Origin of the sequence: Nocardioides caldifontis (genome assembly GCF_008087345.1) — a bacterium.
Lineage (GTDB): Bacteria > Actinomycetota > Actinomycetes > Propionibacteriales > Nocardioidaceae > Marmoricola_A > Marmoricola_A caldifontis.
On sequence record NZ_ML701735.1, the window covers coordinates 234,270 to 253,037 of the forward strand.

General features: G+C 73.5%; 21 protein-coding genes. 3 read left to right on the top strand and 18 right to left on the bottom strand.

Annotated features, from left to right (window positions below; all coding sequences use genetic code 11):
* The first annotated feature begins 6 nt into the window (after positions 1-6).
* Positions 7-363, top strand: a complete 357-nt coding sequence (locus FIP57_RS01145; RefSeq protein WP_203230981.1) for a DUF192 domain-containing protein — start codon at positions 7-9, stop codon at positions 361-363.
* Here FIP57_RS01145 and FIP57_RS01150 read toward each other — a convergent pair.
* The 18 genes from FIP57_RS01150 to FIP57_RS01235 all read right to left on the bottom strand — a co-directional run bounded on the left by FIP57_RS01150 (position 335) and on the right by FIP57_RS01235 (position 16,006).
* The gene (locus FIP57_RS01150) at positions 335-1,708 is read right to left on the bottom strand and encodes a vWA domain-containing protein (RefSeq protein WP_148571091.1); all 1,374 of its coding nucleotides are present in this window, start codon (positions 1,706-1,708) and stop codon (positions 335-337) included. The genes FIP57_RS01145 and FIP57_RS01150 overlap by 29 nt on opposite strands.
* 14 nt (positions 1,709-1,722) lie before the next feature.
* Positions 1,723-2,208 carry a hypothetical protein gene (locus FIP57_RS01155; protein ID WP_148571093.1) on the bottom strand — a complete coding sequence of 162 codons (486 nt, stop codon included), beginning with the start codon at positions 2,206-2,208 and terminating at the stop codon, positions 1,723-1,725.
* The gene (locus FIP57_RS01160) at positions 2,205-2,810 is read right to left on the bottom strand and encodes a hypothetical protein (protein WP_148571095.1); all 606 of its coding nucleotides are present in this window, start codon (positions 2,808-2,810) and stop codon (positions 2,205-2,207) included. The genes FIP57_RS01155 and FIP57_RS01160 overlap by 4 nt, the downstream gene beginning before the upstream one ends.
* A gap of 8 nt (positions 2,811-2,818) precedes the next feature.
* A complete protein-coding gene (locus FIP57_RS01165) occupies positions 2,819-4,189 on the bottom strand; it encodes a hypothetical protein (protein WP_148571097.1) in 1,371 nt (456 codons plus the stop codon).
* A 17-nt stretch (positions 4,190-4,206) separates the two neighbouring features.
* Positions 4,207-4,953, bottom strand: a complete 747-nt coding sequence (locus FIP57_RS01170) for a hypothetical protein (RefSeq protein WP_148571099.1) — start codon at positions 4,951-4,953, stop codon at positions 4,207-4,209.
* Positions 4,953-5,165, bottom strand: a complete 213-nt coding sequence (locus tag FIP57_RS01175) for a Flp family type IVb pilin (RefSeq protein WP_148571102.1) — start codon at positions 5,163-5,165, stop codon at positions 4,953-4,955. The genes FIP57_RS01170 and FIP57_RS01175 overlap by 1 nt, the downstream gene beginning before the upstream one ends.
* A 124-nt stretch (positions 5,166-5,289) precedes the next feature.
* Positions 5,290-5,976, bottom strand: coding sequence for a response regulator (locus tag FIP57_RS01180; RefSeq protein ID WP_203230982.1), 687 nt, complete (start codon positions 5,974-5,976; stop codon positions 5,290-5,292).
* Positions 5,973-7,193 carry a sensor histidine kinase gene (locus tag FIP57_RS01185; protein ID WP_148571104.1) on the bottom strand — a complete coding sequence of 407 codons (1,221 nt, stop codon included), beginning with the start codon at positions 7,191-7,193 and terminating at the stop codon, positions 5,973-5,975. Before FIP57_RS01185 ends, FIP57_RS01180 begins: the two co-directional genes overlap by 4 nt.
* A gap of 21 nt (positions 7,194-7,214) precedes the next feature.
* Positions 7,215-8,081, bottom strand: a complete 867-nt coding sequence (locus FIP57_RS01190) for a type II secretion system F family protein (RefSeq protein WP_148571106.1) — start codon at positions 8,079-8,081, stop codon at positions 7,215-7,217.
* Positions 8,081-9,004 carry a type II secretion system F family protein gene (locus FIP57_RS01195; protein ID WP_148571108.1) on the bottom strand — a complete coding sequence of 308 codons (924 nt, stop codon included), beginning with the start codon at positions 9,002-9,004 and terminating at the stop codon, positions 8,081-8,083. Before FIP57_RS01195 ends, FIP57_RS01190 begins: the two co-directional genes overlap by 1 nt.
* Positions 9,005-9,007: 3 nt before the next feature.
* On the bottom strand, positions 9,008-10,306 hold the full coding sequence (locus FIP57_RS01200) for a TadA family conjugal transfer-associated ATPase (RefSeq protein ID WP_148571111.1): 1,299 nt from the start codon (positions 10,304-10,306) through the stop codon (positions 9,008-9,010).
* A 3-nt stretch (positions 10,307-10,309) separates the two neighbouring features.
* Positions 10,310-10,726 (bottom strand): TadE family protein, encoded by a 417-nt coding sequence (locus FIP57_RS01205; protein WP_148571113.1) that lies wholly within the window; start codon positions 10,724-10,726, stop codon positions 10,310-10,312.
* Positions 10,727-10,735: 9 nt separating this feature from the next.
* Complete coding sequence (locus FIP57_RS01210) at positions 10,736-12,304, bottom strand: CpaE/TadZ family protein (protein ID WP_148571115.1); 1,569 nt, start codon at positions 12,302-12,304, stop codon at positions 10,736-10,738.
* Complete coding sequence (gene cpaB, locus FIP57_RS01215) at positions 12,301-13,026, bottom strand: Flp pilus assembly protein CpaB (protein ID WP_148571117.1); 726 nt, start codon at positions 13,024-13,026, stop codon at positions 12,301-12,303. Before cpaB ends, FIP57_RS01210 begins: the two co-directional genes overlap by 4 nt.
* Positions 13,023-13,826: a hypothetical protein gene (locus tag FIP57_RS01220; protein WP_148571120.1), complete on the bottom strand. Its 804-nt coding sequence runs from the start codon at positions 13,824-13,826 to the stop codon at positions 13,023-13,025. The genes cpaB and FIP57_RS01220 overlap by 4 nt, the downstream gene beginning before the upstream one ends.
* 132 nt (positions 13,827-13,958) lie before the next feature.
* Complete coding sequence (locus tag FIP57_RS23010) at positions 13,959-14,405, bottom strand: DUF3592 domain-containing protein (RefSeq protein ID WP_162529641.1); 447 nt, start codon at positions 14,403-14,405, stop codon at positions 13,959-13,961.
* A complete protein-coding gene (locus tag FIP57_RS01230) occupies positions 14,402-15,472 on the bottom strand; it encodes a serine/threonine-protein kinase (protein ID WP_148571124.1) in 1,071 nt (356 codons plus the stop codon). The genes FIP57_RS23010 and FIP57_RS01230 overlap by 4 nt, the downstream gene beginning before the upstream one ends.
* A 12-nt stretch (positions 15,473-15,484) precedes the next feature.
* The gene (locus tag FIP57_RS01235) at positions 15,485-16,006 is read right to left on the bottom strand and encodes a DNA-binding protein (RefSeq protein ID WP_148571126.1); all 522 of its coding nucleotides are present in this window, start codon (positions 16,004-16,006) and stop codon (positions 15,485-15,487) included.
* 139 nt (positions 16,007-16,145) lie between these two features.
* Here FIP57_RS01235 and FIP57_RS01240 point away from each other — a divergent pair, with 139 nt between their 5' ends.
* Both FIP57_RS01240 and FIP57_RS01245 read left to right on the top strand, forming a co-directional pair.
* Positions 16,146-18,026: a vWA domain-containing protein gene (locus tag FIP57_RS01240; RefSeq protein WP_162529642.1), complete on the top strand. Its 1,881-nt coding sequence runs from the start codon at positions 16,146-16,148 to the stop codon at positions 18,024-18,026.
* A gap of 11 nt (positions 18,027-18,037) precedes the next feature.
* A complete protein-coding gene (locus FIP57_RS01245; protein ID WP_148571129.1) occupies positions 18,038-18,646 on the top strand; it encodes a uridine kinase family protein in 609 nt (202 codons plus the stop codon).
* Positions 18,647-18,768 lie beyond the last annotated feature (122 nt).

Here is an 18,768-nt window from a genome sequence, read left to right on the forward strand (position 1 = left end):
GCCGGCGTGGAGCAGACGCACCGGCTCGTCGTCGACGGGCGCGACGTGGCGCCGGCCGCGATGGCCACCACCGCACGCACGCGCAGCAAGGGGCTCCTCGGCCGCACCGGGCTCGACGGTGCGTTGTGGCTGTCCCCGGCCCGGCAGGTGCACACCTTCCGGATGAGGTTCGCGATCGACGTCGCCTACGTCGACCGCAAGGGCGTCGTGCTGGTCACCCGCACGATGCCCCCGGGGAAGCTCGGGCCGTGGCGGTGGCGCAGCCGCGGTGTCGTCGAGGCGGAGGCCGGCGCGTTCGAGGCGTGGGGGCTGGCTCCCGGGTCGACGGTGACGTTCACCAGCCTCGCGTCCGCCGCCGCCTGAGAAGCAGCACGCCGCCGGCGAGGAGCGCGGCGAGCACCAGCAGCCCGACGGCCACCACCGGGTAGAGCCATGCCGGGGTGCCCTCCTCGACGGGGTTGCGGAACTTGTCGGCGGCCGAGGTGTCCTCCTCCTCCGGCGCCGGTGACGCGGACGGGCTCGGCGTGGCGGACTCCTGCGGCTGCTGGCCGCCCCGGCCGGTGGAGAGCGAGAAGCGGGCGCTGTAGGCACGGCCCTCGGGCAGGTGGTCGGAGCAGGTGTCGGCGGTGTCCCGGGCGAGCGAGAGCTGTACGGCCCAGGTGCCCGAGTAGTCGATCCCGAGGCTGCGCGGGGAGAGCCGCCCCGCCGAGCTCGCGCCGGTGGTGCCGTAGCCGACGCCGTCGAAGTCCCCCGAATTGCCGTACGGCGGGAACGACCCGCCCTCGCCGTACGGGTTGTAGAGCTCCACCCGCCAGGCCGGGCACCGGCGGTTCTGCGCAGGCACCTGCAGCGCGAGCTGCCCCTCCACGGTGGCGAGCACCCGGGGCCGGCTCCCCTCCGGCGCCCGGAACCGGAACCACGTCGCCTCGCCGGGGCGCAGCCGTAGGCGGTAGGCGCCCGGCTCCAGGAGCGGGGCGTTGCGCTGCGCCTGCCCGCCCGTGACCGCCGTGCCGGAGCCGAGCCCGCCGAGCGACTCGACGCTGATCCGCTCCAGGGCGGCGCTGAGCGCGTCGGCGTTGCGGGCGTCGTAGTACTGGCCCGCGGTCGCCGTCGAGATGCAGCGCAGGGCGTCGCGGGCCGCGCCGCCGCCGCCGAGCGCGAACCCGACGGTCTGCACCTGCACCTTCACCCCCGAGCGGGTCAGGTCGCGCGCCACCTGGCAGGGCGGGCTGTCGGGTGGGCTGCAGTTGTCCTCGCCGTCGCTGACCAGCACGATCACGCGCCGGGAGGCCGGCTGCTCGCCGAGGTCGGCGTGGGCGCGCCGCAACGCGAGCCCGATCGGGGTGTCGCCGGTCGGACGGAGCCCGTCCGCGGCGCGGCGGATCCTGGTCGGGTCGACACGTCGGGGCGCCACCAGCAGCCGCGTGTCACGGCACGACACCGACCGGTCCTTGCCGGCGTACTCCGAGCCGTAGACGCGCACCCCGACGACGGCGTCGGAGGGCAGGGAGCCGACCAGCTCGCCGAGCGCGGTGCGGGCGCCCTGGAGGAGGGTCCGCCCCGTGCCGTCGTCGCGCCCCATGGAGCCGGAGACGTCGAGGACCACCATCACCCGCAGCGGCGGCTCCTCCGCGGCGGCGCGGGGTGCGACCAGCACCGTGAGGACGAGAGACAGGACCGCCACCAGCGAAGCCCCGGAACGCCGCACGAGCGAAGGCTACGTCAGCGGCTGCTCCAGCTGCGGCTCGCCCTCTGCGGCGCGGCGGGCAGCCCGTAGGGGCCACGCTCCGACTGGTCGCCGGTGAACAGGACGTAGCCCGAACCTGCGGCGGCGCCGATCGCCAGCCCGGCGAGCACCGCCCACAGCGACGCACCCTCCAGCACCCCGGTCGCGGCCAGCACGAACGCCGCGACCACGGCCAGCACGAGGGTGGGCAGGGCGACGACCCGCACCGCCTGCCCGGAGGTCGCGAGGTGGTCCTTGGTCAGCGCGTTGCCGCCGAGGACGACCCCGACCAGCGTGGCGACGCAGGCGACGAACGCGTGGGCGCCGAGCCAGACGACCTGGGCGCGGTCACGGTCGGCGAGCTCGATGGTCGCCGAGGCGTCGAGCGCGGAGAAGGCGGCGGCCACCGCGGCCGCACCCCCGCCCCAGAGGACGGCGGTGACGATGAGGGCGCGCGCCAGCGCGACGGGGCGGGTGATCACGCCTCCTCCGACTGCGCGACCACGAAGCTGTCGTAGACGTCCTGCATGGCGTCCTCCCACTCCCCCTCCGGTGCGATGAACCGGACCGTCGAGACCTCCCCCTCGGGGAGCTCCACGAAGACCTGCAGCTGCTCGACGACGGCGTCCTGCCCCTCGAAGGTCTGCGTGTGCGTGAAGCGGAGGAACTCCGCCCGCTCGGCTCCGGGCACGTCGGCCTCGCCCTCGTCGAGGAGCTCGAACCCCTCGTCGAGCGCGCCGAGCTGCTTCGCCCCCTCGCGGAGCTGCTCGAAGGCGCCGCCCTTGCCCTTCATCCCCATGCTGAACTGCACGTACGCCGGGGCGGGGTCGCCGTCCGGTTCCGCGACGGCCCACTCGTAGGTGGTGCCGTCCGCGGACTCCTGCTCGTCGTACGCCGTCCAGCCCTCCGGCACCTCGAGCACGATGCCGTGACCGGTGACCGGACGGGTGCCGCCCTCGGCCTCCCCCAGCTCGAACGGCTGGGAGGCCGACGACCTCAGGGACTCGTCCACGTCCGCCTCGTCCTTCCCGCAACCGCTCAGCAGCAGCACCGCCGCCAGCGCGGCCGTCACCAGGCTCCTCATCGACGTCCTCACGACTCGCACACCACGTTCTCCGCCCAGAGTCCCTGCACCGGGTCGTAGTAGTACCCAGAGAGCAGGTCCTGGTCGATCGTCACCACGTGCACCTCGGCGCCGACCTTGACGAAGAGCACCTTCACCTTGCCGCCGTACTTCTCCTCGTTGCGGGAGTAGTCGTACTCGTTGAAGGTGATCTGCGAGTGCTCGTTGAGCTGCTCGTGGAGCGCCGCCGCCTGCTCGGGCGACATCCCGTCGCCGCCGGTGATGAAGCCGGCCATCTCCTGCGACAGCGCGTCGATCGCGGAGTGGTCGTAGCTGCCGTCGTCGCGCCGGAAGTCGGTGGAGAAGTTGATGACGTAGTTGCGGCCGAAGTCCATCCGCAGGATCGGCGGGAGCGTCAGCCCCTGCAGGGTCTGCGGCTTGGCGTGCTTGCCGGTCGAGGGCTTCGCGAGGTCGGTGTTCCACTCGACGCCGCCGGCCACGGTCGGGGTGGCCTGGATGCTGCCGGCGAAGGACGCGAGGTTGCCGTCCTTGTCGAAGGTGACGTCGGCGAGGACCATCGCGCTGATCTTGCCCTCGGCCCCGAGCTTGAGCAGCGACTCCGGCACCGGGATGCCGATCTTCAGCGCGGCGTCGGCGGTCATCGCCACCTTCACCTTGCGGTCGCCGTTCTCGTAGGTCTGGATGCCCAGCACCCCGCGGAGACCGCCGCTGACCTCGGCCGGCCCGACCTCGCCCTTGAGCGAGCCCTTGGCGCCGAGCTCGTAGTACTCGGAGTCGGCCGGCGGCGCGCCCTCGGGGTCGCTGCCGAACTCGCCGAAGTTGTCCTTGTACTGCTCGATGAACCGCTCGGCGTCGTCGAGGTTGTCGAACTTGAACTCCTTGCCCCAGGTGACGTCGCCCTCGATCTTGGCGGAGCCGCCGGCCTTGGCCGAAGTGTCGCCCGAGCCGGTGTTCACCTCGGCGCCGCCGCCGAGGGTGAACTCGTAGCCACCGCCGACCTGGCCCTTGGTGCGCACCACGTAGGTGTCCTTGACGGTGCCGTCGTCCTGGCGCTCGCGGATGCGGGTCAGCTTGTAGCCGCTCTCGCCGCCGACGTCGGCGATGATCGAGACGCTGCCGCCGGCGTTGCCCTCGTGGCTGGAGACCGTGCAGTTGGTCGGCACGTAGTCCGGGAGCGCGTCGTTGCTGCAGCCGGCGAAGCCGAGCGGTGCGCCGATGCGGCAGAACGCCTTGTCGATGACCGACTTCGCGTCGCTGCTGAAGACCGGGGTGAGGGCGACCAGCGCGATCACCAGGATCACGACCACGCCGACCACGCCGACGTACTCGGCAGTCGTGGCGCCGCGCTCGGTGCGGCGCAGGTGGGGCACGCGTGTCATCGCGGCAGCCGTCCCTCTCAGTTGATGAGCTTCACGTCCATCTCGAGGATCTCGAGCGGGTTGACGCAGCCGACGCCCTCCAGGCCGGGCGGCGGGGTGTACTCGGGCTCCTCGGGCTCCTCGGGCTCCTCCGGCTCCTCGGGAGCCGGCCCTCCGGGCCCCGGCTCCTCCTCCTCGGGAGGTGGTGGCGGTGGTGGCGGTGGCGGCGGGTTGAGCTCGAGGTCGCACAGGGTGACGAGGTCGGGCAGCCCGGCGCAGACGCCGTTGACGATCAGGCCGACGCCCCCGCCGGGGCTGCAGAACCCGGACGCGATCGTGATCGCGACCCGGGAGGTGCTCTCGGAGCGGGCGGTGGTGCCACCACCCTCGACGGTGTCCTTCTGCCGGGTGGTGACGGTGTACTCCCACCTGCGCTGGCCGACGTCGAAGCCGTCGAAGTCGAGGTCGACGACGTCGGCGCCGTTGGCCGCGGCGTACTGCTGCGCGACCGCGGAGGCGCGCGGGGTGGGGGTGCCGCTCAGGAGCCCGGCCAGCTGGCCGAGCTGGTTGCCGACGCCGCTGCCGAAGACGCCCAGGAGGGCCTCCTCGTGCTCCTGGCCGACCGCGAGGGCCGCGGCGTCCGAGGCGGTGGCCGCCCGGCCGCTCTGGTCCAGCACGTCCTGCAAGGAGACGAACGCCACCGCGAGGGCGAACCCCCCGATGACGGCGGTGAGGAGGGCCGGGGTGACCTGGCCCTCCTCTCCCGCGCGACGTCGGCGGAACATCAGCCGAGGGCTTCCTTGATCTTGCCGAAGGCCGCGGTGACGATCGAGTTGACCTGGCTGCCGAACAGGTCGGTGGTGCCCATCAGCGCGACGATGAGCAGCGCGACGAAGGCGATGATGCCGACGTACTCGGCGGTGGTCTGCCCGCGCTCGTCGCGGCGGGCGCCGAAGACGAGGAGCGTGGCCTGGATGCGGGTGAGCAGGTCGTTCATGGTTCCTCCGTGGGTTCCGGTGCCGGTGCTTGTCGGCGAGGTGACGTGAAGGTAGGTGCCCGGAACCGGGCCCCCGAGGGCCCCAGGGCCCAATCCGGGCCCAAGGTGCGGGCCCGTTCCCGGGTCAGGCGCCCCTCCTGGTCCCGAGGCAGGTGGCGATCGCCTCGGCCCGGTTCGCCGCGCCGAGCTTGGCGAAGATCCGGTTGAGGTGGTTCTTGACGGTCTTCTCCTCGATGAAGAGCCGGCGTGCGATGTCGCCGTTGCTCATCCCGGCGACGAGGAGCCGGCAGATCTCCACCTCGCGGCGGCTCAGCGCGTGCTGCTTGACGACCTCGGGCACCACCGTGGGTTCGGCCCGGTCGTGGGTCGCCGGCGCCTCCGCGACCGCGGTGCCGCCGCCGTGGAACCCCTGCAGCAGCACGGACGCGGCCGCCGGCGAGAGCCGCGGGCGCCCCTCGGCGGTGTCGATGATCGCCATCGCCAGCTCGTCGCTCTGGAACGCGCCGTGCACGAGGTAGCCGGTCGCGCCGCCGCGCAAGGCCTCGGAGACGACCGCGGGCTCGTCGCTGTAGGTCAGCATCAGCACCCGCGACAGCTGGGTGAGCGCCGGCAGGACGTCGAGCCCCCCGCTCCCGGGCATGCGTACGTCGAGCAGCACCACGTCCGGGCGCTCCCGGCTGGCCACCGCCACCGCCTCCTGGCCCGACGACGCCTCGCCGCACACGTCCATCCGGTCGTCGAGCTCGAGCAGGCTGCGCAGCCCGATCCGCACGACCGGGTTGTCGTCCACCAGCAGGACCCTCACGCTCACCGGACTCCCCCTTCCCTCGTCAGCTCCCGCTGCTCTTCCGCTCCTTCGACCGCCGCCGGCAGCCGCACGTCGACCGTGGTGCCGACCCCCGGCCGGCTCGTGACGGTCAGCCGGCCGCCGACCCGGGCGGCCCGTTCCCTCATCCCCCGCAGCCCGAAGTGCCCCGCGAGCCCGTCGGCGGCCCGCTCGGGCGGCATCCCGGGCCCGTTGTCGGTGACGGCCAGCGAGGCCCAGCCGTGGTCCTCCGCGAGCGTGACCTCCACCGAGCTGTCCTCCGGCGTGTGGCGCCGCACGTTCTCGAGCGCCTCGCCGAGGATCGCGACCAGCTCGTAGGCCGACTCCGTGGCGAGGGTGACCTCCGGGTCGACGGTGAGCCCGACCGGGCGCCCCGCGGTGTCGCGCCACCGGTCGACGGTCTGCCGCACCTGCTCGGCCACCGAGCTGCGGGCGTCGGTGCGCCGCATCGCGAGCACCACCTCGCGCGACTCCCGGCCGGCGGTGCGGATCAGCTCGGAGAGCTGCCGCGCCACCGTGCCGGCGCGCTCGGGCGAGCGCTCCACCCATGCCGGCAGGCTGTCGGCGAGCATCGCGAGTCCGTGCAACGACTTGATCAGCGAGTCGTGCATCTCCCGCGCCATCCGGGCGCGCTCCTCGGCGACGCCGGTGCTGCGCATCTCCTCGCGGAGCAGCCGCTCGGTCTCGGCCGCGCGCAGCACCGACGAGCGGATCCCCACGCCCAGGAAGGCGACCCCGGCGAGCAGGGCGGGGACCGCGACTATCTGGAGGAACACGTCGGAGGTGCGCAGGATGTCCGGCGGGTTCACGGTGTAGACGAACCACCAGCCGGCGACCAGCAGCGGCGAGAAGAACCAGGCGCCGGTGCGGTCCAGGCACAGCCCGGTCATCAGCGCGCCGCTGCCCAGCAGCAGCAGGAACGGACTCATCACCTCGGTCGCGGCGAGTGCTGCCAGGCAGGCGAGGGTGTCGACCGCGAGCACCGCGGGGTGGGTGCACATGACCAGCCCGACGGTGCGCCAGCGCAGCAGCGCGAGCAGCAGCCACCCCATCGCGGCCACCACCCCCGCCACCAGCCACGGCTCCTCGCCGCGCAGCACCAGCCAGCAGACGGCGACCAGCCCGAGCAGGATCCGGACGTCGAGAAGGGTCCGTGCGATGCCGGTCATCGACCGGACCCGCTCGAACGTCTCGTCCCTCACGGCGCCGTCCTCACCGCGGCCTCACAGCCCGAACGCCATGAGCGCCAGCGATCCGATCATGAACAGCGACAGCGCCGGCATGATCACCAGCGTGAGCAGCAGGCTGATCTTCGGGTTGGCCCGGGCGGCGGCGGTGCGCGCCCGCTGCCCCGCCGTACGCCGGAGCTCCTTGGCGTAGCTCTCCAGGAACCCGCGCAGCGGGGTGCCGAGCTCCTCGGCCTGGAGGAACGCGGTGACGAAGTGGTGCAGCGACGGGGCGGCCGTGCGGTCCCGCATGTCCTCGAAGGCCTGGCGGCGCGAGGCGCCGAGGTCGATCTGGCGCAGCGTCACCAGCATCTCCTCGCTGACCGGACCGCCGACCAGTGTCGAGACCCGGCGCAGCGCGGCGCGGAACCCGAGCCCGGCGCTGATCGTCACCGCCAGCACGTCGAGGAAGTCGGGGAGCTCCCGCTCCATCGCGGCGGCGCGGGCACGCCCCTGCGACCACAGCCCGAGCCGCGGCAGGAACCAGCCGGCGACCGGGGCGACCAGCCCCAGCACCATGCCGTTGGCGAGCAGGATCAGCGCCGAGACCGCGCCCAGGAACGCCCACGTGGCCTGCCGCCGGATCAGCGCCTCGACGGTCAGCCCGCCGGGCGTCCCGGCGCGCGCGATCGCGTCGCGCAGCTTGTCGCGGGTGCCGCCGGAGACCTGGCCGAGCACGCGGCCGCCGACGGCGCGGTCCAGGAACTCGAGGAACCGGCCGACCAGGCTCCGCCGTTCGCGCGCGGTGCTCTCGACCGTGTAGGCGCTGGAGGCGTAGGCGACGCCGGGGTCGCGGACCATCCGCAGCCCGACCGCAGCGAGGACGAGGACACCGAGAGTGAGGGTGCCGAGCAGCAGCGCCATCAGACGTCGACCTTCGTCGCCCGGCGGATCATCGCCATGCCGAACAGGAACAGCCCGGTGCTGACGAAGAAGATGACCAGGCCGATCGGGTTGGCGAGCAGCGTGCGGAGCCCGCCGTCGATCGAGCTGTGCACGAGGAAGACCATGAGCCCGGCGAGCATCGCGACCGCGAACGCCGTCGCCTTGGAGCCCGCCAGCAGGGTGTTCACCTCGCGGCGCAGGTCGCGCCGCACCTCGAGCGCCTCGGTGATCCCCTGCAGCGCGGTGACGATACGGCCACCCGCTCGAGCCTGGATCACCAGCACGTTGACGAGCACGCCGAGCTCGCGGGACGGCAGCCGGTCGACCATCCGCTCCAGCGCCCCGTCGATGCTGGCGCCGAGCGCCAGCTCGTCGTTGACGCGGGCGAGCTCGCTGCGCACCGGGTCGATGCTCTCCTGCGCCGCCACGCCGAGCGAGGCGCGCAGCGACAGCCCTGCGCTGGTGGCGTTGGCGAGCAGGCGGGCCAGCTCGGGGAGCTGCTCGATGAACTTGGCCCGGCGCTGCTCCTCGCGGCGGCGGAACCACGCGCGCACGCCGAAGAACAGCAGCGCCTCGATCATCAGCATGAAGACCGGGCCGCCGATGTTGAAGGAGACGACGGCGACGAGCAGCGCGACCAGCGTGCTGCCCAGGACGGCGTCCGCGACCGGGATCGACAGGTCGGCGTTGTCGAGCTGCCACCGCAGCCTCCGCCCGTACGACGTGCGCACGAGCCGGCGCTCGGCGGTGCGCCGCAACCGGATCAGCCAGCTGCGCCGCTCCATGTTGGTGAGCACCGTGAACGACTGCTGGCGGGCGCGCTCGCGCAGCAGCGCCGCGAGGCCGACGACGACGAAGGTGAGCGTGCCGAGCAGCAGAAGGATGATGACGGAGATCCGCACGGCTCAGCCGTCCTCGCGGAAGGCAGCCGGGAGCCGCTGGCCGGCGAGCCGGAGCCGCTCGGCGAACCGGGCCGGGAGGGAGCCGGTGACCCACCGCCCCGTGACCCGGCCGGCGCCGCCCCACGCGTCCGCCTCGAACCGGAGGATCTCCTGAAGGGCGTAGTCCTCCTTGTGGGTGGAGGTGACCGCGGCGATCTCGGTGACCCGCCGGGTGCCGTCCGCGAGCCGGGTCAGCTGCACGATCACGTTGATGGCGCTGTTGATCTGGTCGCGGAGCGTCGCCTCGGGGAGGACCGTGTCGGCCATCGTCGCCAGCGTCTCGAACCGCAGCAGCGCATCCTTCGCGCTGTTGGCGTGCACGGTGGCCAACGAGCCCTCGTGGCCGGTGTTCATCGCCTGCAGCATGTCGAGCGCCTCGCCGCCACGGGTCTCACCGACGATGATCCGGTCGGGGCGCATGCGGAGGCTGTTGCGGACCAGGTCGCGGATCGTGACCTCGCCGGTGCCCTCCACGTTGGCCGGCCGGGCCTCGAGCCGGATCACGTGGGTCTGCTGCAGGGAGAGCTCGGCGGCGTCCTCGATGGTGACGATGCGCTCGTCGCGCGGGATGAACGACGAGAGCGCGTTGAGCATCGTGGTCTTGCCGGAGCCGGTGCCGCCGGAGACGACGACGTTGAGCTTGGCGCGGACCATGCCGGAGAGCAGGGCGGCGGTGTCCTCGTCGAAGGAGCCGAGCTCGATGAGCCGGTTGACCGAGTAGGGCCGCGGGAACCGGCGGATGGTGATCGACGGGCCGTCGACCGCGAGCGGCGGGACGATGACGTTGACGCGCTCGCCGCCGGGGAGCCGCGCGTCGACCATCGGGCTGGACTCGTCGACGCGGCGGTTGACGCCGGCGACGATGCGGTCGATCGCCTGGTAGACCTGCTCCTCGGAGCTGAACCGCACCGGCAGCAGCTGGAGCCTGCCGGAGCGCTCGACGTAGATCTGGTCGGGGCCGTTGACCATGATCTCGGTGATCGTCTCGTCGCGGAGCAGCGGCTCGAGGACGCCGAGCCCGAGCGCCTCGTCGACGACGCGGCGCACCAGCAGTCCGCGCTCGCGGTTGGTGAGCAGCGGCCCCTCGCGGGTGAGCAGGTGGCTGACCACCCGCTCGAGCCGGGCCCGCCGCTGGTCGTCGGAGAGCGCGGAGAGCTCGCTGAGGTCGACCTCCTGCAGGAGCAGCGTCTTGAGGTAGGCGACACCGTTGTCGTCGACGACGGAGTTCAGCGTCAGGTCGGCCTGACGGTTGCGCAGCGACACGGCTCAGTCCTCCGTCCGCGGCATGACGGTGTAGCGGGTGACCCGGATGTTCAGGTTCTCCACGCCGATGCCGAGGAACGGCACCTTGACGCTGACCCGGGCGGAGACGGGGTCGTCGAGCCCGGTGCCGTCGCCGACCGCCGGCTCTTCGGAGTCGTCCGACAGGTTGCCCGGGGCGACCTCGACGACCGGCTCGAAGAGCGACCCGATCTCGGCGCGTGCGGCGGCCTCGGCGGCCCCGGCGGAGGCGCCCTTGGAGTACTCGCGGGCGGCGAGCCGGGACGCGGACTCGGCCGACACCGCGGCGTACCCGACGAGGAACAGCTGGATGATGCCGCCGAGGATCAGTGCCGCGATCGGGATGATCCCGAGGATCTCGATCGTCGCCTGGCCCCGCTCGGTGCGCGCTCGCTGGCTCATCTGCTCCCCTCAGTCCGTCGCGGCGGCGGTGGCGCTGATGTCCTGGTCGAGGAACGGCACCAGCGAGGGGACCTCGAGCCGGGCCTCCCACTTCTCGTCGCTGTGCCGCTTCACGTGCACCCGGTACATCCCAGGCGTGCGCTGCTCCGCGGCCCTCAGGGCCTCGGAGTTGCTGCCCCCGCGGCTCCCGACGATCGCGGCCGCGTCCGCCGCCCGGCGGCTGCTGACGGTGGCGATCGCGTAGAGCGCGGTCTGCATGAGGACGAGGAAGATCAGCATCGCGGCGACGATCCCGACCATCGCCTCGATCGTGACCTGGCCGGCCTCGTCCTTGGCGCGGCGGCGCCCGCGGCGGCGGACCGGCGGCGGCGCGCCGTCGGTGCCGGTCGCGGCCTCGGCGACCACCGGCTCGGGACGCGGACGCTCCGCGCCGAGGCCGAGCTCGCGACCGAGCGCCACGACCGCGCGGCGGAAGGGGCCGTCCTCGAGCTCGAGCGGGGACAGCGAGTTCGCCACCGGCTCGAGCCGGCGCCAGTCCTCGGGGAGGGTGACCTTGCAGGCCTGCGCGCCGGTCATCCGGCGGCCGAGCTCGGGCTGCACCTCGTTGCGCGGGCTCACCTTGTTGAACAGCAGGTGGACCTCGCTGCTCTTGGCGACCTGGAGCCGCGAGAGCAGCTCGATCTTGTCGTGGGAGGCGCGCAGCGACGGGACGTCGGAGGTGGTGACCAGCAGGATGTCGTCGGCGAACTCCATGCCGACCGCGCTGGCCTCGGTGACGACCGCGCCGCAGTCGACGATCACGAGGTCGAAGTGGGACTTCGCGGCGGCGAGCACCTGCCGGGCGATCTCGCTGGTGATGTCCTCGGCCTGCTCGCCCTGGGTCGGCGCGAGCAGCACGCGCAGCCCGCTCTGGTGGACGAAGACCGCCTCGTCGAGGTTGCGGCCGGTGAGGCTGTCGGCGACGTTGGCGAGGTCGATGACCGTGCGCCGGCCGTTGAGGTCGAGCAGCTGGCGCACGCCGCGCTGCTGGAGGTCGAAGTCGATGAGGCAGACGCGGCGCGCGGTGCTGGCCGCCGCCGCGAGGAGCGCGGCGTGCAGGGCCGCCGTGGTGGTGCCGACGCCGCCCTTCGCGCCGGTGAAGGCGATCAGCCGGCCTGCGGGGCTCTGCGCCGCCAGCCCGGTCGCACCCATCCCCCGCACCTGGCGCTGCCAGCCGATGATCGTCGGGATGCGGCCGGCGAGCTCGTCGACCGACGGCGGCGCCTCGAGCACCGCGCGGGCGCCGGCGTCCATCGCGGAGGCGTAGAAGGCGGGCGACGGGTCGGCGGTCAGGAGCAGCACGCCGAGGTCGGGCTGGCGCGCGATCAGCTCGCGGGTCAGCGCCAGGTAGGGCAGCGCGCCGATCTGGTCGTCGAGGACGACGAGGTCGATCTCGGCGTTGGTGTCGATCGCGAGCAGCAGGTCGTTGCTGTTCTCGACGACGCCGAGCACCTCGACGTCCTGCATCTCGGCGAGCGACGCCATCGTCTGGCTGCGCAGGTCCTCGCGGCTGATCGCGAGCACGACACGGGCGATCACGGGGTGCCCCTTCCTGAAGCCGCGAAGGTCTCCTCGTAGGTCCGCTGGTCGCCCGGGACGACGCTGCCGTCTCCCGGGGGCCGGAGCGCGAGCCGGGTCTCGACCGCGAAGCTCTCGGCGAACGACAGCGCCTGGATCTGCTCGCGCTCGGTGGCGAAGGTGACCGGGACCGCCTGCCCCTCCGACACCGCGCCGGTGGAGCTGGCCTTCTCGCGGCTCACCTGCACGCCGACGTCGATGACCAGCAGCCCCTGCGCGATCAGCTTCGTCCGGGGCCCGGAGCCGGTGACGCCCTCGTCGAACGTCGCCCACACGTCGACGAAGTCGCCTGGCTGGACCTTGCCGGCCACGCCCGTCTCGGCGTCGACGAGGATCGCGATCTCCCGCTGGCCGGCCTCGAGGCTGGGGCGCGGCACCAGGTTGCTCGCCTGGAGGAGCGTGCCCTCCGAGATCTTCGAGGCGGTCACCTGCCCTGCGAGGTCCGCGAGCCGGCGTACGGCGCCGTCGGGGAGCCAGCGCTGCGGGATCTCGACCTGCTCGAGGTCGTCCTCGGTGAGCACCTGGTAGGCGTCGACGTCGTCGGTGACGACGTACCCCACGACCCGGTTGCCGACCTGGCTCTCGACGTCGTTGACGTAGCCGATCACCGAGAAGAAGACCGCGACGGCTCCGACGACGGCGAACGCGAGGAAGAGCACTCCTCGACGTTGGCGCGGGTTCATGCGGCGACACCTTCCCTGGAGTTGCAGAACGAGCAGTGGCCGCGCACGGCTTCGCCGCACTGCGGGCACGAGGCGGGGGTGGAGTCGTGGAGCGCGGCGACGAAGCCGTCGACGTCACGCGGCACCACGGTGTGCTCGAAGGCACGGGCGTTGCCCCACCAGGGGCGGTCGCCCTCGGGGCGGAGCTCCTGGCTCTCGAGCACTCGTCCGGGGCGGGTGCGGTCGAGCCGCGGCTCGAGCCGCCGGTCGCCGCTCCAGACGAGGTCGGCGCTCTCGTCGTTGGTGGGCCCGGGCCCGGGCTCGGGGGCGCCGGAGCCGAGCCGCACGCCGGTGTCGGCGACGACCCCGAAGGTCGTGCCGGGCAGCCAGGAGAGCACGTGGTGGTGGATCTTGACCTCGGGCAGCGCGAGCCGCGCGACCGAGGTGGTGACGGCGTACGTCGGCAGCCGGGCCTCCATCATCGGGACCGCGGTCAGTGCGAGTCCGGCGGGGACGTCACGGGCGGCGAGCCCGGCGAGCCAGGTGGCGTGCGCGGCGAGCCCGGTGAGCGGGCGGCGCAGCGGCACGGGGACCACGCCGGAGGTCTGCAGCATCGCGCGGAGCGTGCGGGTGCGACGGGTGGCCAGCGGGTTCGACTCGTGGACGAGGAGGGCCCGCTCGAAGGGGCGCTCGGAGAGCGCCTCGAAGGCCCGGGGCACGAACTCGGGGTCCTGTGGCGAGGGCAGGACGGTCACGGACGAGGGGTCGGCCACCCACTCGAGCCGGGCCGGCGAAAAGCCGCACGCCACGACCGAGTACATCCCAGGTCCCCCCAACAACGCAGGCCCGAACCCCCTCGGGCACTCCCAGGAAGTGGACCATACCAGTGACTTAGGTCCCCAACCAGACCCTCCCTCAGGTCTATCCGGCCTAACGCGCGAGGGCCACGGAGGTCACGCGAACGTTCGGTAAAGAACGATCGCGACGACCAGGACGAAGCCGCTGAAGACAGCCACGGCGACGCCGGCCGCGACGAGCAGGCGGGCCAGCGTGGAGGACGTGGCGCCCCGGGCGAGCTCGACCTGGCGGGGGCGGCTGGGGTCGTAGCGCACCTGCACCCGGTCCCCCGGCTTCGCCGGCGCCGGGGTCGCGCCGACCACCGTGGGCGCCTCGACGACCTGGCCGGAGGCGGTGCGGAACCGGACGACGGGGTGGAACAGGCCGCTGCGTGGGTTCGCGGTGGTGCGGGGCCGGCGGTAGGCCACGTCGACGACCTCGGCGTCGGCCAGCGCGCTGCCGGCCCGGAACGTGCGGGACCGCCTGAGCTCGCGGAGGCCGTAGCCGGCCAGGCCGAGCCCGGCCAGCAGGAGGCCGCCGGAGACGAGGACGAGGAAGGTCACAGCGCGACCAGCACGGCGAGGACGAGCAGGACGACGCCCACCAGGGCGAGGACCCAGGCGGCGGCCGGGATCGTGCGCCGTGGCTCCGGCGCCGTCTCGGGACCGGTCTGCCGGATCAGCCGCGTGGCCGGCGGCGACTCGTGGGCGGGCGGCGTCGGGGGACGGGGTTCGTCGGCCCCTCCGGCTCTCCCGGGCCCGTCGGGCCCCCAGCCGGGCGGGAGCGGCGGCAGCTGGCGGAAGACCTCGACGGGGTTGTCCGGGTCGGCTCCCGCGGACAGCTCGCGCCCGCCGGGGACGGCGTCGAGCAGCCAGAGCGCCTCCTCCGCGGTCGGCCGGTCGCCCGGCTCCCGCGCGGTCATCCGCTCGGCGACTGCCCACAGCGCGGCGGCCGTGGCGTCGAGCCCCGGTGGGCGGGACGGTGGCGCGCCGGCGGCGTCGGGCGGGGTGCCGGTGAGCATCTGGCGGAGCACGACGCCCAAGGCGTAGACGTCCTGCGCCGGGTCGGGCTCCGCGCCCTCGGCCTGCTCGGGGGCGAGGTACCCCGGGGTGCCGATCACGGTGCCCACCGAGGTCAACCGCGGGCCTCCGACCTGCGCCGCGGCCCCGAAGTCGGAGAGCCGCACGTGGGGCGCCCCCGTCCCCGTCGCGTCGAGGAGCAGGTTGCCGGGCTTCACGTCCCGGTGCGCCAGCCCCGCCTCGTGGACCCGCGCGAGCGCGCCCAGCGCCTGTGCGGCGAGCTCGCCGGCCCATCCCGCCGGGAGCGCACCGTGGTCGGCGAGCAGCTGCGCGAGCGAGCCGCCGTCGACGAGCGGCATCGTGAACAGGACCCGGTCGTCCTCGCCCGACCAGCCGTAGGGCGCCACGACGTGCGGGTGGCTGATCCGTCGCGACGTCTCCTGCACGAACCGGAGCAGCGAGTCGCTGTCGGACTGGCGAAGGATCTTGGCGGCGCGGTAGCACCCCTCGCGGTGGTCCCAGACGCGCCACACGGCGCCGGCCCCGCCGGCCCCGAGGAGGTCGACGAGCTCGTAGCGCCCGGCGATGACCTCACCCACGGCGGTCAGCATGCCACAGCAGGGTCATGGGGCCAGGGCACGGCCGAAGTGCTCCTCGGCCGCGGAGAGCCGACCGGCTCCGTAGACGCGGACCAGCTCGGCGACCTCCGGGTAGCGCTCCCCGAGCAGCTCGGCGGCCGCCAGGTAGTCCGAGGCGGGGGCCACCGCACGGAAGAGCCGCTGCACCGTCTCGGCGCCCCGGCGGGGGCTGATCCGGGTGCTGCGGGTGAGCAGCGGCCCCTCGGTCTCCTCGGCCAGCACGGCGAGCGCCTCCTCGGCGCCGAGCGCGCCGTCGCGGACCTCGGCGGCCAGCTCGACGAGCCGCTGGAGCCGCGCGACGGCCGCCGGGTTCCCGATCTTGGTCCGGTGGCCGGAGGCGAGCTGGGAGACCATCGGCGCGGAGATCCCGAGCACCCCGGCGAGCCGGCCCTGGGACAGCCCGAGCACGCCGGCGACGTCGCGGAGGAGGTCGCCGAGCGGCGCGCCGTACAGTCGGAGCTGCTCCGCCTGCGCGCGGCGCTGGGCGTCGGTGACGGCCCGGGCCATGGGCTCTCCTTCCTCCGGGGACCGCCGGATTTGCAAGAGCGAATCCCGCGAGGAGGAGCATAGGCGGCAGACCGCCGGGTTGCACCCTCCCGAGGCGCGACCTAGTGTTTGCAACTGCAAACCCACGGAAGGAGCCCCGATGGCGCGCGTCGTCGCACTCCCGCTCGCGACCCTCATGGTGGCCGCCTGGCTGGTCAGCTGGGACCTCGCCCTGCCCGCCCACGCCGACGAGTCCGGCCGGATGGTCATGGTCCTCGACTCGTCCGGCTCGATGAAGGAGCAGGCCAACGGCGGCGAGACCAAGATCGCCGCCGCGAAGAAGGCCCTCGGCGACGTCGTCGACTCCCTCCCCGAGGACCAGTCCGTGGGGCTTCGCGTCTACGGGGCCGAGGTGTTCTCCGCCGACGACCCCGGCGCGTGCGAGGACTCCCAGCTCGTCGTGCCGGTGGAGACCGGCAACCGTGACCAGCTCCGGCAGGCCATCTCGTCGTACCGCCCCTACGGCGAGACCCCGATCGGCTACGCGCTCCAGGAGGCCGGCAAGGACCTCGGCAACGAGGGCAAGCGCAACATCGTGCTCGTCTCCGACGGCGAGCCCACCTGCGCACCCGACCCGTGCGTCGTCGCGCGGGGGCTCGCGAAGGACGGCATCGACCTGCGCATCGACGTGGTCGGGCTCGACGTCGACGGCAAGGCGAAGTCGGTGCTCCAGTGCGTCGCCCGTGCCGGCGGCGGCGTCTACTACGACGCCTCCTCCTCGGAGGAGCTCAGCTCGTCGCTGACCAAGCTCGCGACCCGTGCGGCCCGCCCGTTCACCGGCATCGGCCAGCCCGTCACGGGCACCCCCACCACCGACGGCGCCCCCGAGATCGGCGCGGGCGACTGGCTCGACGAGATCGGCGAGCAGCAGGAGGACGTCCGCACCTACGAGGTGACCCGCGAGACCCCGGGCTCGACGCTCCACGTGAGCGCCTCGGTCCGCAACAGCTCCAGCTACGGCGAGGAGATCCGGATCGAGCTCACCACCGAGGACGGCGCCACCTGCGGCGAGGCGGTCGACTTCACCCAGCTCAGCGCCGGGCAGCTGATCTCCGCCGGCACCAGCGCCGACGACATCGACCTCGCCGGCGGGGTGGTCGAGGACGACCCGTGCGCCACCGCGGACTCGGTGTTCGCCACCGTCACCGACAAGACGCTGCGCGACGACAACGAGCCCAAGCAGCTCGAGGTGCGCGTCTACGAGGAGCCGCCGGTCGAGGACGCCGCGTCGCTGCCGGAGCCCAGCGAGGACGGCACGTGGGCGGCGCCGCCGCGCGGCAAGGCCACGAAGGTCGTCGGCGGCTCGTCCTTCGAGGACGCCCCGGTGCTCGAGCCCGGCGTCTACCGCGACACGATCGTCCCCGGCGAGGTGCTCACCTACCAGGTCGAGGCCGGCTGGGGGCAGCAGGTGAGCGCGCTGGCGAAGTTCGCGCCGATGAGCGGCAAGCTCGCCGACGCGGTCGGCAAGGTCGACGTGCTCAGCCGGGTCACGCTCTTCTCCCCCACCCGTCGCGTGGCCGCCGCACCGAACACCGTCGACGGCCCACCGATGCAGGCGTTCCTCGACACCAACGGCCACGAGGTCGGCGCGACCACCAGCCCGATCACCTACCGCAACCGCGGGATGTCGAACCAGTTCGGTGGCGCCAACATCGACGGCAGCTACACCGTGACCGTATACCTCGAGGAGGACCCGGACGGCGACGACTACCTCGTGCCGTTCACCCTCTCCGTCGGTGCGTCCGGCACGGTCGCCGGTGAGCCGACGTACGCCGAGGAGCCGGAGCCCGTCGAGTCGCCGACCCCGTCGTCGAGCGGCACCGCCTCCGGGCCGACCTCGTCCGGCGGCTCGACCAGCTCGTCCTCGGGCGACGACGGCGGGATCGACCCCGCTGCGCTCGCGCTCGGCGGAGCCGGCGTCGCGGCCCTCGCGGCTGCCGGCGTGGTCGTCGCCCGCAGCCGCCGCAGCGCCACCGAGTAGCCTCGGGGCCTGTGCGAGCACGGGTCATCGTCGTCGCGGGCCCGTCGGGCTCGGGCAAGTCGCGGCTCTGCCGCCGGCTCCACGAGCGGCGCGGGTGGCCCGTCGTCAACCTCGACGACTTCTACAAGGACGGCGACGACCCGACGCTCCCCCGCGTGCACCTCGCCGGCGGCGGCACGATCGTCGACTGGGACGACCCGGCCTCCTGGCACCAGGACGCCGCGGTCGACGCCCTCGAGGAGCTCTGCCGGTCGGGTAACGCCGAGATCCCGATCTACGAGCTCAGCAGGGACGGCCGGATCGGGAGCCGGAGGGTCTCGCTCACCGGGGCGCCGTACGTCCTGGCGGAGGGGGTCTTCGCCGACCGCGTCGTCCCGTCCTGCCGCTCCCGCGAGCTCCTCGCCGACGCCGTCTGCGTCGCCAACCCGCGGCTGCTCACCTTCTGGCGGCGGCTGGTCCGCGACCTCCGCGAGAGCCGGAAGCCGCCGTGGGTGCTGGTCCGGCGCGGCTTCCTCCTGCTCCGCGCCGAGCCGCGCGTCGTCGCGCGAGCGGAGGCCGTCGGCTGCGTCACCCTCACCGGGAACCAGGCGTACGAGCGCCTCGCGCCCCTCGGTGGTTGAGGGTGGTTGAGCGTGTCGAGACCATCGTGCCCGCCCACGGTGGTTGAGCTTGTCGGAACCACGAAACCCCTTGCCTGCTTGGGGATAACCGGTCCAGCCCGCTCCGCCGAAGTGTCGGTGGC

Excerpts from the sequence above, each read along its gene's own strand:
- FIP57_RS01160 (WP_148571095.1), bottom strand. The coding sequence starts at position 2,810 with ATGAGGAGCCTGGTGACGGCCGCGCTGGCGGCGGTGCTGCTGCTGAGC.
- FIP57_RS01165 (WP_148571097.1), bottom strand. The coding sequence starts at position 4,189 with ATGACACGCGTGCCCCACCTGCGCCGCACCGAGCGCGGCGCCACGACT.
- FIP57_RS01170 (WP_148571099.1), bottom strand. The coding sequence starts at position 4,953 with ATGTTCCGCCGACGTCGCGCGGGAGAGGAGGGCCAGGTCACCCCGGCC.
- FIP57_RS01175 (WP_148571102.1), bottom strand. The coding sequence starts at position 5,165 with ATGAACGACCTGCTCACCCGCATCCAGGCCACGCTCCTCGTCTTCGGC.
- FIP57_RS01190 (WP_148571106.1), bottom strand. The coding sequence starts at position 8,081 with ATGGCGCTGCTGCTCGGCACCCTCACTCTCGGTGTCCTCGTCCTCGCT.
- FIP57_RS01205 (WP_148571113.1), bottom strand. The coding sequence starts at position 10,726 with ATGAGCCAGCGAGCGCGCACCGAGCGGGGCCAGGCGACGATCGAGATC.
- cpaB (WP_148571117.1), bottom strand. The coding sequence starts at position 13,026 with ATGAACCCGCGCCAACGTCGAGGAGTGCTCTTCCTCGCGTTCGCCGTC.
- FIP57_RS01220 (WP_148571120.1), bottom strand. The coding sequence starts at position 13,826 with ATGTACTCGGTCGTGGCGTGCGGCTTTTCGCCGGCCCGGCTCGAGTGG.
- FIP57_RS01230 (WP_148571124.1), bottom strand. The coding sequence starts at position 15,472 with ATGCTGACCGCCGTGGGTGAGGTCATCGCCGGGCGCTACGAGCTCGTC.
- FIP57_RS01235 (WP_148571126.1), bottom strand. The coding sequence starts at position 16,006 with ATGGCCCGGGCCGTCACCGACGCCCAGCGCCGCGCGCAGGCGGAGCAG.
- FIP57_RS01240 (WP_162529642.1), top strand. The coding sequence starts at position 16,146 with ATGGCGCGCGTCGTCGCACTCCCGCTCGCGACCCTCATGGTGGCCGCC.